The following is a 13926-nucleotide window of genomic DNA, read 5'->3' as shown; positions in this document are numbered from 1 at the left end:
ATCAGCTACTGTTTAAAAATTAATTTTTTTTCTTCAATTTATATTATTTATTTATGTTTTTCAGATTAATAATAATATATAATATATATGATAATTAACTTAAACTAATAATAGAATACTACGAAAAGGAAAAATAATATTTTAATTATATTCTATGGGAAAGGTGAATCAATGTCAAGATTTTTGAAAATAATTCTTTTCATATTAGGAATATTCATATTTTTTGAAATAGGTTTATTTGCATCATATAGTGTAATTTCTTCAAGTCCTGTTGATCCAGTAGAATTAGTATCTGTTCAAATAGATGGGGTGTCTGATTTTATTGATTCATTTACAGGTGAAGAAAATTTAAATGATCAAGATACTTTGAATATAACTAATGATGAAGATGTTGCTTTAATTTTAAATAATTTAACTAATTTGAGTGTTAATTTAAATTCAGTCACGACAAAGATTGCAAGTGATGATACTGGAAATCAAACAGTAACTATAACTGCTATTGCAACAAAAGATACTCAAATAACATCTGGTGGTGCAATACAAATAGTACCTGAACAGACATATAGTATTACAGCAACAGCTATAGGTGAAGTTTATTCAAGTGGAAAAGTTAAAATTAATATAACTTCTATTTCACTTAAAGAGCGAATTGTATTGTATAATCAAAATAATTCTTCTAGCAATTCTTCAATAGAAAATTTAATACAATATAGTCAAAATAATACAACTTCAACTAATAATACAACAGCTATAACAAGTAATGGGTCTAGTAGAGCAAGAGCTTAGAACTTTATTCCCTTTCTTTTTTATTTTTTAACTATTTTTTTCATAATTAAACTTTTTAATAACATAAATCTATATAATTGGATAAGTTAATCCTTTAATAATAAATATAATAAAATATACATAATTATTAAGATAATATAAACTAATATTTCAAATTATATTTAAACATTATAAGATATTATTAGTATAGTATTTATTTAATAAATGGGGAAAATACAATGATTAGTTTAATAGGTATAGGTTCTAAAAGAGAGCATATTACTCTTAAAGCAGTAGATAGAATAAAAGAAGCAGATGTAGTTATAGCATATAATCCATATCTTACCCATATTGAGGATTTACTTGAAGGTAAAGAAGTTCATAGACGTGGAATGGGTGATGAAATGGAACGTGTGGAACTTGCAATTGAAAAAGAAAAAGAAGGTAAAAAAGTTGCAATTATAAGTTCTGGAGATCCGGGTATTTATGGAATGGCAAATGTATACTTCCAAATTATAGATAAATATAGTGATTTAGAATTTGAAGTAATTCCTGGAGTAACTGCAGCAACATATTCTGCAAGTGCATTAGGGGCACCATTACATGATTTAGCAATAATAAGTCTCAGTGATTTATTAACTCCTCTTGAAGAAATTCAACGTAAAATAAAACATGCTGCACAAGCAGACTTGGTAATTGCATTCTACAATCCTAAAAGTATGAGAAGAACAAAACCTTTCCACACAGCATGTGATATCTTACTTGAAAATAGAAATCCTGATACACCTGTTGGTATAGTAACAACTAAAGATGGTACAGAAACATTAACTAATATTTGTAAACTTAAAGATTTAAGAAAACAATACATTGACATGTCTACAACTATTATTATAGGAAATTCTATGACTTATGTTAAAAAAGGTAAAATGATAACTCCTAGAGGATATAAAATGACTGCAGAATTACCTGAATTAACAGAACAATTCTATGAAAAATTTTTCAATGGAGATATACAATTAGGTCATAATAATACTTGTGAATATTATCCATGTCATAATGAAGAAGAAACTTGTACATTCTGTTATTGTCCATTATATCCGTGTGCTGATGGATCCACTGGTGGTAAATGGATAGCTGATAAAAATGTGTGGAATTGTACTGATTGTAATTGGATACATAAATATGCAGTTGTAGATGAACTTCTTGATTATGTAAAAGAAAATATTAAATCAATGGATGATTTTGATAAACATAAAAAAGAACTTTTAAAATTAAGACGATCTACTATTTATAAAACAAGATTCCTTGATTTTAATCGTAATTTTGATTTAGATGATAAATAAATAATCTTTTTCTTCTTTTTAATTCTTTTTTTACACTTGCAATATATGACTTTTTTTATATCTTAATTTTCAATATTAACTAAACTATCTATTTTACTAAATACACTATCTACATTAATATTTTCATAATTTAATTGTAATGCATCTACTGGACAAGTATTACTACAATGGCCACAACCAATACATGTGTCTTCTATTAGTTCTATTTTTTCATTTTTTATAGAAATTGTATGAGTAAAACATACATCAATACATTTTTTACAACCAATACATTTATAATCATCATAATAAATAGAAATTCCAGGTAATTTAAAGAAGTTTTCCTGAATACTATCACTTAAATTAGGGAGAACTCTCCATAAACAACAACATGGACAACAATTACAAACTGTTAATAATTCTTCACCAGGATGAACATTCATCCAAGTAACATCCATCTTATTTCTACCCATAATATGAATTAATCCAGCCTCATCACACTTATCAATATGATTTATTGCTTCTTCAACAGTAACTTCTCTACAATACTTTCTAGATATTTGTTTGGTTGCTTTACCCATGAAAATACAACCTAAATCAATAGGATAATCTTCACATTCGGCAGAAGTTCTACATAAACATTTATTCATAATAACAATATAATTTGCTTTTTTAATAAATTCTTTAATAATATCACTTGGAAATACCATTTCATCTGCTTGTGGTATAGTTTGATTCATATTAATAGTAGTTGTAGTTACACTATTATTACTAGGTATAAAATATGTTCCATCTTTATCAAACAGTAATTTTGTTATGATTTTATTCATGATTCTTGATTTCCTGGTTAATGAAGCTACTTTAAATCGTAAATGAAATACACGTTTTACAAGAAATGTACTTAAATCTTCAAAAACTATAGGTTTCATATAAATTTCCTTCACTAAATAATTTTATAAAAAAAATAATAAAAAAAATAAGGGTGATTATAATTCAACAGTCATTTTTCCATAATAAACGGTAACAGCTTTTCCTTTCATTTCAGCAGTCAAGTATTCTGTGTGATCAGTAATTGTTATGTTTAAATCTCCACCAGATAAATGAGCAAGTACCTTTTCATTTAATAATCCCATTTTATATCCTAATAATACACAACTAGTGGTACCAGTTCCACAAGCATATGTAAATCCAGCACCTCGTTCCCATGTTAATATATTAATTTCTTCAGGAGATACAATGTTAACAAAATGTACATTAATTTTTTCTGGGAATAATTCATGTGTTTCTATACGTGGACCATAGAAGTCTAAATCAATATCATCAATATTTATATCAGTAAAACATACTGCATGTGGATTACCTACACTTACAGCACTCATTATTATTTTTTCACCTTCAACATTAACTTCTTCTTTTATAAATTCATCAACATTTCCACTAGGTGCTATAGCAGGAATTTCTTCTGGTTTAAAGAATCCTTTTCCCATATCAATTTCAATACTTTCTACAACATCATTTTCAACTGTAAGTCTTGCTTCTTTAATATCTTCCATGGTTTCAATATTCATTATTTCTTTTTTAACAATATTCATGTCATAAACATATTTTGCTAAACAACGAATACCATTTCCACACATTTCAGCTTCACTACCGTCACTGTTAAATATACGGAATCTTACATCTGCTTTTTCAGATTTACATGCAAATATAACTCCATCTGCACCAACACTAAAGTTTCTTGTACAAATTTCATCACTTATTTTGTTTTTATATTCTTCTGGAATAATTTCAGTTTCTGTTTCATTAATAACTATATAGTCATTACCTAATGCATGCATTTTTGTGAATTCTATTTCTTTAATCATTTTAATAACCTTACTGGGATTGTTTGACCATTAAATAAGTCACTGAATTCTTCTCTTCTTCTGATAACATCTACTTGTTTTTTATTTACAAGTACTTCTGCAGGTCTTGGTCTTGAGTTGTATTGGGATGCCATACTAAAAGCATATGCTCCTGCATTTAATATTGCAAGTAAATCTCCTTCTTCTAATTTAGGCATTGGTCTATCTCTTGCAAATAAATCTCCTGATTCACAAAGGTTTCCTGCAATATCTATTTCTTCTTCGTCTTCAGCATCCATTTTATTTGCAACTACAATATGATGATATGATCCATACATTGTTGGTCTTAGTAATGTCCCAAATCCACAATCTACTCCTGCAAATTTACGGTAACTTTCTTTTATAGTATTTACTCTAGTTAATAATACTTCTGCATTACCTACAAGGAATCTTCCTGGTTCTATGTACATATCAGGATTTCCCATGTTATATTCATCTAATTTTGTTTTGAATAATTTAATAATATCTGTTGTGAATGTTTCAAGATCTAATTCTTCTTCTGTTGGTTCGTAAGGAATTCCAAATCCTCCACCAAAGTCTAAGAATTTAAAATCTACTCCAACTTCTTGGTGTACTTTTCCTGCAATATCCATCATTGTTTCTACTGCTAACATGAATGGTTCAGATTCAAGTATTTCAGAACCAATATGTGAATGCATACCTATAGGTTTAAATCCTAAATCTATTGCTTTTTGATATACGTCTACTGCTTCATCTTCTCTTATTCCAAATTTACTTTTTGGTCCACCAGTAATACAGTGTTCATGATGTCCTGCTTCAACCATAGGATTTACTCTTATGGATATTTCTTTTCCTTCTGTACCTTCAATAGAACTTAATCTTTCAAGTGCTGAGATACTATCTAAATTTATAGTAACCCCAGTTTTATGAGCATATTCTAATTCTTCTGTTGTTACATTATTTCCAGTAAATACAATTCTTTCTGGGGTAAATCCTGCAAGTAATGCTGTGTATATTTCTCCGGGGGATACTGCATCAATGTAACTTCCTTCATCTTCTAATATTTTCATTATTGCAAGACTTGTATTTGCTTTTGCAGCATAGCACATATGAAGGTTTTCATATTTACTACTGAATGCTGTGTATAATTTGTTATAATTTGATCTTACTTTTTCTTCATCAATTACATATAATGGTGTTTTAAATTCTTCTGCTAAATCGTTAGCATCAACATCTCCGATAATAAGATGATTATTTTCTGTTTTTAAATTAAAATCATATGGCATAATATTGATTCCTTTTAGTTAATTTGTATTTCATAAAAAAAATTATATATTATATATACTCAAAAAAAAGTTCTTTTTTTAAAGTATGATTTTTATTATTTATAAAGTTATCTTTCTTTTTATAAAAAGTAATTATTTAAAATAAGGATATTATAAATTTTTTAAAACTAGAAATCTATTTCAAACGAGCCCGGGGGGATTTGAACCCCCGACCTTGGGATCCGAAGTCCCACGTCATAATCCTGGCTAGACTACGAGCCCATTATTACATAGATAAAATATATTTTTATAACTTGGTTAAGTTCTATAATAGAATATTTATTTTTTTATTATTTAATACTTTACTTATGATTTTTTCAGGTCATATAAAAAAAATTATTATAGAATTATAATATATATAATATATAGTGTATAAAAATATTTTAATAATTTTTTTATTTATTTTAATCATAATTTTAGCTCAGTAAAACATATAATTAAGTTAGGTGATGATTTAATGAGAAGTGACGATATAAAAAAAGGAATTAATAGAACATCCCATCGATCTCTTTTAAGAGCTTGTGGATTAGATGATGATGATATGAAAAAACCATTCATTGGAATAGCAAACAGTTATACTGATATAGTACCTGGACATATTCATTTAAAAGATTTAGTTCAAGAAGTTAAAGATACTGTAAGAGCACAAGGTGGTGTTCCTTTTGAATTTAGTACAATGGCTGTATGTGATGGTATAGCAATGAATCATTCAGGAATGTATTATTCATTACCTTCTAGGGAAATTATAGCAAATACTGTTGAAAGTATGGCTATGGCACATAAATTTGATGCATTAATCCTAATGCCATCATGTGATAAAGTAGTTCCAGGTATGTTAATGGCAGCAGCAAGATTAAACATACCAACTATTGTAATAACAGGTGGACCTATGATGCCTGGTAAATTCCATGGTGAAACAGTAGATTTTATTAATGTAACTGAAGCTGTTGGAGCAACACAATCTGGAAAAATGTCTGAAGAAGATTTATATGAATTAGAAAAATGTGCTTGTCCTGGAGCAGGATCATGTGCTGGATTATTCACAGCAAATACAATGGCATGTTTAACAGAAACTCTTGGAATGAGTTTACCTGGTTGTGCAACAGCACATGCAATAAGTGATAAAAAAGTAGAAATCGCAAAAGAATCTGCTAAAAAAATATTCACATTAATAGAAAAAGATATTAAACCATCTGATGTATTAACCCAAGAAGCATTTGAAAATGCAATAATTGTTGATTTAGCACTAGGTGGATCAACTAACACAACATTACACATACCTGCAATAGCTAGTGAAGTAGATGGTGTAGATGTAACAATAGACTTATTTGATAAATTAAGTCATGATGTACCATATATTTGTAGTATAAGACCTGGTGGAAATAATAGAATGATTGATGTGGAAAATGCTGGGGGAATACCTGCAGTAATGAAAAATCTTGAATCATTACTCAATAATAATTGTATCACATGTACATCAAAATCTGTTAAAGAAAACCTTGAAAATATTACTGATATTGATTATAATGTAATACATACTTTAGAAAATCCAGTAAGAACAGAAGGTGGAATTGCTGTATTGTATGGTAATGTAGCACCTAATGGTTGTGTAATTAAACAAGGAGCAGTAAATGAAGACATGTTAATCCATTCTGGACCATGTAAAGTATTTAATTCAGAAGAAGAATGTGTAAAAGCAATTGAATCTGATAAAATAGTTGATGGGGACGTTGTTGTAATAAGGTATGAAGGTCCAAAAGGAGGACCAGGTATGCGTGAAATGCTTAATCCAACAGCAGCAATAATGGGTCGTGAATTGTTCCACGTGGCTTTAATTACTGATGGACGATTCTCTGGAGGAAGTAGAGGACCTTGTATTGGACACATATCTCCAGAAGCAGCTGAAGGTGGACCAATTGGAGCAATTAGGGATGGTGATATAGTATCAATCAATGTTAAAGAAAGAACCATCACATTAGAACTTACTGATGATGAAATCAAAGAAAGATTATCTAAAGTAGAACATGTTGAAAGAAATCTTAAAGGATGGTTAAAACAATATCAACAATTAGCAACATCTGCTGATAAAGGAGCTATCTTAAAATAGAATTCAAACCATCTTCTAATTTATAAGGAGATGACTTTTTTGTCTAAACGAAAAAATCATAAAAAACGGAATTCTAAAAAGAATTCAAAAAATAAAAAACAAGATACAACAAGTGGAAAATATATTATAAAGGAAATAACAAGTTATGCTATTATATTAATAGTAGCATTACTTTTATCAGCACATTTAAGTGTAGTAGTATCTGGAAGTATGGAACCTTCCTTTTATAGGGGAGATATCGTAGTAACAGAAAATATAGACACATATGGGATACAAGAATTTAATCCAGAAACAGATGTAGAAGTAGGTGATGTAGTAGTATATCATGCTACATGGTATCCAGAACCAGTAATACATAGAGTAATTGATATACAATACGAAAATGGATCTAAATATTATATTATCAAAGGTGATAATAATGAAGTACGAGACCCATATCCTGTTTCATCAGAACAAATATATGCAAAAGTGTTAACAGTAGGGGATAATCTTGTTATAATACCAAAAATAGGTTATATAACGTTATGGTTTAGAGGTTTATGATTAAATAAATTAAAATAAAGGAGATATGGAATTAATGTATTCAAAACTAAAAAAAGAGATAACAGATAGTATTGAAGAAGTTTTAACAAAATTACGAGTAACACTAGATGAAGAATTAACATTAGAAGAACCACCTAGTCCTGAAATGGGGGATATATCAAGTAATGTTGCTTTCTCTTTGGCAAGTAAATTAAAAAAATCACCTGTAGAAATAGCTGAAGAAATAAAAGAAAAAATAGTCTTACCCTTATACTTTGAAAAAGTAGAAACAAAAGGACCTTATCTTAATTTCTTTATCAACTATACACTTTTTACTAGTAAAGTAGCTAATTATATCGATAAACAATATGGGGAATTACCAGAGAAAGAAGAAAGAATTCTATTGGAACATACCTCTGCAAACCCTAATGGACCATTACATGTAGGACATTTAAGAAATGCAATACTTGGAGATTCCTTAAAAAGAGTGCTTGAACATGCAGGATACAAAGTAGAATCACAATATTATGTAAATGATATGGGAAGACAAATTGCAATTATCGTATGGGGAATGGATAAATTTGGATTTAAACTTGATGATGATAAAAAAATGGATCATGCTATAGGTGAAGTTTATTTCCAATGTAACCAAAAATTAGAAGAAAATCCAGAATATAATAAAGACATTGATGACATATTGCAAAGATATGAGGAAGGTGGGGATGCTCGCCTAGCAGATGCATTTGAAACAGTAGTGGAATATTGTATTGATGGAATTAAAGAAACACTTAAAAATTTAAATATTAAAATGAATTTATTTAAATGGGAAAGTGGATTTTTAAGAAAAGGTGATGTGGACAATGTATTAGAAAAACTACAACCATTCACCATACAAAAAGACATACTATATTTACCACTTGAAAGATATGGTGTTGATAAAGAATTAGTATTAAGAAGATCTAATGGTACAAGTTTATATGCAACAAGAGACTTAGCGTATCATCAATATAAAACAAAAAACAGTGATATATCATTAGATATACTTGGAGCAGACCATAAATTAGCAGCAAAACAATTAAGTATAGCACTAGAACTCTCAGAAAACAGAGCTCCTGAAGTAGTATTCTATGAATTTATTGATTTACCTGAAGGTTCAATGTCCACCAGGAGAGGAGTATTTGTATCAGTAGATGAACTTATCGAAGAATCAGTAAAACATGCTAAAGATGAACTTATTAATCGTGGATTAGATTTAACAGAAAAACAACTAGATGAAGTTTCTAAAATAATTGGTGTAGGTTCAATAAGATTCTATATTAACCAAATATCTCCAGAAAAACCAATTACATTCAAATGGGAAGATGCATTAAGCTTTGAAAGAGGCTGTGCTTCAATACAATATGCACATGCTAGAGCCTGTAAATTACTTGCTAAATCAGAATATGATGAATACAATGAAGTAAGATGTGACTATGAATTAGAAGACGAAGAAAAAGAACTTGTTAAAGAATTATCAAGATTCACAGAAATAATTCGTCAATCTGCAGATGAAAGAAGAGTACATCACTTAGCAGAATACACATTAAGTCTTTCAAAAGCATTTAACAAATTCTATAAATCACAACAAGTTATTGGTTCAGATCATGAAGATTTAAGATTAAAATTAGTTGATGCATCAAGAATCACACTTAAAAACTCTTTAAAATTATTAGGAATAAAAGCACCTGAATTCATGTAAATTTAATTAGAGGTTTCTTATGAATTCATGGCTATATTTAGTAATGGCAGGTATTTGTGAAGTTTTATGGGCAGTTCCCTTAAAATTTTCAGAAGGTTTTACAAAAATAATACCTTCAGTACTTACTATTTTATTTTTAATATTAAGCATGCTTCTTTTAGAACATTCTCTTAAAGGAATACCTCTTGGAACAGCATATGCTTGTTGGACTGCAATAGGTGCAGTAGGAACCGTTGTTGTGGGAATGATTTTTCTAAATGAATCAACATCACTTATTAGAATCTTTTTTATATTCTTGGTTATTGCTGGAATTCTTGGACTTAAGTTGACAACAGCTTAAGATTAGTCTTTTTTTCATAGAATAGTTGATTAAGTTTTAAAAATCAAGAACTCTATAAATAATATAAATCTATTTTTTTTTAAATCTATTTATTTAGACTTACTGTAATTTTTTTTAACTGTGTCTACACCAAAGCTATTTATTATAAAAAATAATAATTTCATAATTGTTTAATATTCTAATTTAACTCGGTCTTATTCAATGATATTTCACTATTTGAAGTTGACGCTGAACAAACAGAAGCAGAACGACTATGTGGAAATGTAATAATGATGGTTGGATCAACAGCATTCTGTGTGCCTGGACTACAACTGGGGGGGTATTGGTTTAATTACAACAGGATTTGTAATTTCAGCAGATGCAAATGGTTTATTTAGTGGAGGATGGAATATGACTCGAATGGCTAACTCTGCAATTGATGTTGTAACCTCTGCAGTCCCATATGGAAAAATATTTGGTAAAATTGAAAAATGAAATTAATAGGACCATACTTTACTAAATTAACCAATAGTATAACTTCAGCTACAAAAGGTATATTGTCGGGATATGCTGCTGTTGAAGGAGCTATATGTGCAGTTACAACATTTGTAGGTGAAACACTCACATTAAATGATAGAGAAGGTGGTTTGATTGGGGTAATGTATGATACAGTTACTTCTTTTATTCCTAATAATATGTTTACAAACACATTTATTGAATTTCCATATTTAGTGGGAAAAGGGATAAAATCTATAGCTAATGAACAAGTTAAATATAGTCAAAAAGTATTTAAAGCACTTCATGATTATGATACAGCAGAACTAATATTCAAAGATTTGTTACCTAAAAGCACAATTAAATTAGATTTCATGACATTTAATACATTTGACATTATTATAAATCAATTAGTAAAATATTTCTTTGATTCAATATTTAAACAGAATTTAATGGTTTATGAAGTTACTCTTGTAACTGAAAAAAGAGATAATACAAATATTACATTATCATGGGATATGGCTTTTGAATATCTTGCTACAAATAGAAATATGACTTGTAATGAAAGTTATGTTCACATATAACTTTCTCATTATTTTTTTTTGATTAGGATGGTGATTTTTTATGGAATGGTATTATTATAGTTTAATTGTAGTTGTTATTTATTTTTTATATAATTTTCGAGACAAGAATTTTTAGATTTGTTGGTATTCAGAAAAATATTGTGTATAATGGTGTTAAGAATGATACTTTGACTGGAACTGCCCAAGGGGTACGTTTTGTAATAGTTGGGTTGTTGTTTTTTTTAATTGGTTTGCCTATTGTTTTTGAGTATTTTAAAATGAATAATTTGGGTTATTTGTATCTTCTTTCTATTATTTGGTCGCCTGGCGGGGTTTGTTTATGGTGGGGTTTGTGATTTTATTGCGGCCTCATGTTTATGGTGAAGAATCTCGTTATGATGTTCCTTGTGAAGATTATTCTAAGGAAGCTTGTTTAAATGAAGTTATTCCTCTTAGTTATACAGAACTGGCTAATAAGTGTGTTTCACAATTTCTTTTTGGCACCGTGATTGTATTCCTATTTTTAACGGGTACTAGTGTTTTTAAGAGCATGTTTGCTTTTTGTTTAAGAATAATTGTGTTTTCTATATTTATGATTATGGTGTTATTATTTAGTTTTATGGATAAGATTAATGATAGACTTCAATCTTTGGATTTTAGAGATCCTTTTTCAGGTTATGGTGAGTTTATACTTTGTACATATCTATTTACTATAGTATCATTTATTATTAGTTTAAGTATGGGATATATATTATCTTAATTAGATTACATTTTGTATGATGTCATGAGGACACGGTAAAAATCATGTTATATACTGAACTTAATATAATAGAACAAATATAAATATAAATTACTAAAAAAATTATTGAATAATCTTTATTCAAATGATAATTATTAACTAAATTAATATTATTAATTTAATCGTAAAATAATGGAGGAATAATTAAAAATGCGAACGTTGATGATACATTCAGACTATTTACGTTATAAAACTAGAAGTAAAACCAAAATAGCTGAAGATATAGAAGATGAAAAAAGATCAGCTGGTGTGGATAATGCATTAGTTGTATTTATAGCTGTAGAACAAGAAGATGAAGAAAATCCTGAGTTAATCATTACAAAAGCAGTAAAAGAAATACTCAATGTGCAAAATAAGGTAAATGCTGAAAATATTGTAGTATATCCTTATGCACATTTAAGTTCTTCATTATCTGATGCTAATGTGGCTCAAAAGATATTAAAAGGAATTGAAGCAGAACTTGTTGATAATAATGAGGCTGTTTTAAGAGTACCATTCGGATGGTATAAATCCTTTGAATTATCATGTAAAGGACATCCTTTATCTGAATTATCAAGAACTATTACAACTGAAGTTGAAGAAGTTGAAGAAGTAGAAGAAAAAGAAGAATCTGAACCATCAAAATTACTTATCTTAGAAGAAGATGGCTCAATTTATGATGCTAATGATTATAACTACAAAGCTAAAACTTTAAAACAATTAGTTAATCATGAACAAGGAAAAACACATGATTCTGGTAAACAACCCCCTCATGTAAGATTAATGAAAGAAAAAGAATTAGCAAGTAATGAACCATCAGCTGATGTTGGACATATTAGATGGTATCCAAAAGGAAAACTTGTTAAAGATTTACTTTCTGATTATGTATATCAACTTGTAACAGAAAGAGGAGCAATGCCTGTAGAAACACCTGTAATGTATGATTTAGCAGATCCTGCAATAAGAGAACATGCAGCTAAATTTGGTGAAAGACAATACAGATTAAAAACAAAACACAGAGAATTAATGTTAAGATTCGCATGTTGTTTTGGAGCTTTTAGAATACTTGCAGATTCTTTCTTAACTTGGAAAAATATGCCTGTTGGAATTTATGAATTATCAACATTCAGTTTCAGATTTGAAAGACAAGGAGAAGTTGTAGGACTTAAAAGATTAAGAGCTTTCACAATGCCTGATTTCCACAGTGTATGTTTAAATGATGATCATGCAAGAGAAGTATTTGCAAAACAAGTAGATATGTGTGCTCAAACAGAAACAGATTTAGATGTACATTATGAAGTAGCATTCCGTGTAACTCAAGATTTCTTTGATGAAAATGAAGACTGGGTTAAAGAAGTAGTTAGAGAAAATATTAAAAAACCAGTACTTTTAGAAGTTATTCCACAAATGAAACATTACTGGAATGCAAAAGTTGACTTTGCAGCTATTGATGATTTAGGAAGACCAATTGAAAATCCTACTGTACAAATGGATATTCAAAGTGCAAAAAGATTTGGTATAACTTATCTTGATGAAAATGAAGAACAACAATATCCAACAATATTACACTGCAGTCCAACAGGAAGTATTGAAAGAGTTATTTGTAGTTTATTAGAAAAAACATCTACTGATAAAGGTAATAAACCATCACTACCATTATGGTTAACACCTACTCAAGTAAGAATTATTCCAGTAACTGACAATCATGAAGAATATGCAGAAACTGTATATCAACAACTCAAAGATGCTAACATCCGAGTAGATATTGATGAAAGTGCAGAAAGAGTAGGTAAGAAAATTAGAAATGCAGGTAAAGAATGGATACCTTACACTATTGTTGTTGGAGATAATGAAGTGGAAAGTAATACTATAACTGTTAATAGACGTGTAGATGATTCTAAAGAAGAAATTAGTATTGAAGATTTAGCTGATGAGATACACACTCTTACTAAAGGTATGCCTTTCAGACAATTACCTTTACCATATAAGGTATCTAAACGTGTAAAATTCTAATTATGAGTTTATTTAACTCTTAATTATTCCTCTCTTTTTTTTAACTCTCATTGTTTATTTGGTTATTTTTCTATGTATTTTTTTTCTTTCGAATTTATAAAACTTATAAGTTAT

At 28.6% G+C, this 13926-nt stretch carries 13 protein-coding genes and 1 tRNA gene; 10 read left to right on the top strand and 4 right to left on the bottom strand.

The genetic code is table 11. The annotated features are described in order from the left end of the window. The first annotated feature begins 171 nt into the window (after nt 1-171). Together NL43_RS00300 and cobJ are read left to right on the top strand one after the other, a co-directional pair. Nucleotides 172-786, top strand: a complete 615-nt coding sequence (locus tag NL43_RS00300) for a hypothetical protein (RefSeq protein WP_069591979.1) — start codon at nt 172-174, stop codon at nt 784-786. 218 nt (nt 787-1004) lie between these two features. Further along, complete coding sequence (gene cobJ, locus NL43_RS00295) at nt 1005-2108, top strand: precorrin-3B C(17)-methyltransferase (RefSeq protein ID WP_069591978.1); 1104 nt, start codon at nt 1005-1007, stop codon at nt 2106-2108. A gap of 62 nt (nt 2109-2170) precedes the next feature. Here cobJ and NL43_RS00290 read toward each other — a convergent pair whose 3' ends face one another. The 4 genes from NL43_RS00290 to NL43_RS00275 all read right to left on the bottom strand — a co-directional run bounded on the left by NL43_RS00290 (nt 2171) and on the right by NL43_RS00275 (nt 5499). Then, the gene (locus tag NL43_RS00290) at nt 2171-3016 is read right to left on the bottom strand and encodes a 4Fe-4S binding protein (protein ID WP_069591977.1); all 846 of its coding nucleotides are present in this window, start codon (nt 3014-3016) and stop codon (nt 2171-2173) included. A gap of 57 nt (nt 3017-3073) precedes the next feature. Next, a complete protein-coding gene (dapF, locus tag NL43_RS00285) occupies nt 3074-3952 on the bottom strand; it encodes a diaminopimelate epimerase (RefSeq protein WP_069591976.1) in 879 nt (292 codons plus the stop codon). Further along, entirely contained in the window at nt 3949-5238 is a 1290-nt protein-coding gene (gene lysA, locus NL43_RS00280; protein ID WP_069591975.1) for a diaminopimelate decarboxylase, read from the bottom strand. The genes dapF and lysA overlap by 4 nt, the downstream gene beginning before the upstream one ends. 185 nt (nt 5239-5423) lie before the next feature. Beyond that, nucleotides 5424-5499, bottom strand: a tRNA-Arg gene (locus NL43_RS00275). A 235-nt stretch (nt 5500-5734) separates the two neighbouring features. Here NL43_RS00275 and ilvD point away from each other — a divergent pair. The 8 genes from ilvD (at nt 5735) to NL43_RS00230 (ending at nt 13812) form a co-directional block, all read left to right on the top strand. Then, nucleotides 5735-7384: a dihydroxy-acid dehydratase gene (gene ilvD, locus NL43_RS00270; RefSeq protein WP_069591974.1), complete on the top strand. Its 1650-nt coding sequence runs from the start codon at nt 5735-5737 to the stop codon at nt 7382-7384. Between the two features lie 123 nt (nt 7385-7507). Then, complete coding sequence (locus NL43_RS00265; RefSeq protein ID WP_069592119.1) at nt 7508-7927, top strand: signal peptidase I; 420 nt, start codon at nt 7508-7510, stop codon at nt 7925-7927. A gap of 34 nt (nt 7928-7961) precedes the next feature. Further along, nucleotides 7962-9644, top strand: coding sequence for an arginine--tRNA ligase (argS, locus tag NL43_RS00260; protein ID WP_069591973.1), 1683 nt, complete (start codon nt 7962-7964; stop codon nt 9642-9644). A 19-nt stretch (nt 9645-9663) separates the two neighbouring features. Further along, a complete protein-coding gene (locus NL43_RS00255; RefSeq protein WP_069591972.1) occupies nt 9664-9984 on the top strand; it encodes a multidrug efflux SMR transporter in 321 nt (106 codons plus the stop codon). 294 nt (nt 9985-10278) lie between these two features. Continuing rightward, a complete protein-coding gene (locus tag NL43_RS00250; RefSeq protein WP_069591971.1) occupies nt 10279-10458 on the top strand; it encodes a hypothetical protein in 180 nt (59 codons plus the stop codon). Next, nucleotides 10455-11042: a hypothetical protein gene (locus NL43_RS00245; RefSeq protein WP_069591970.1), complete on the top strand. Its 588-nt coding sequence runs from the start codon at nt 10455-10457 to the stop codon at nt 11040-11042. The genes NL43_RS00250 and NL43_RS00245 overlap by 4 nt, the downstream gene beginning before the upstream one ends. A 319-nt stretch (nt 11043-11361) precedes the next feature. Further along, nucleotides 11362-11781: a hypothetical protein gene (locus tag NL43_RS00235; protein WP_143741298.1), complete on the top strand. Its 420-nt coding sequence runs from the start codon at nt 11362-11364 to the stop codon at nt 11779-11781. A gap of 189 nt (nt 11782-11970) precedes the next feature. Further along, nucleotides 11971-13812, top strand: a complete 1842-nt coding sequence (locus NL43_RS00230) for a threonine--tRNA ligase (RefSeq protein ID WP_069591967.1) — start codon at nt 11971-11973, stop codon at nt 13810-13812. The last annotated feature ends 114 nt before the right edge of the window (nt 13813-13926 follow it).

Source organism: Methanosphaera sp. WGK6, assembly GCF_001729965.1.
GTDB lineage: Archaea > Methanobacteriota > Methanobacteria > Methanobacteriales > Methanobacteriaceae > Methanosphaera.
The sequence above is the reverse complement of the archived record's forward strand: the minus strand, read 5'-3'. Positions and strand labels throughout refer to the sequence as shown.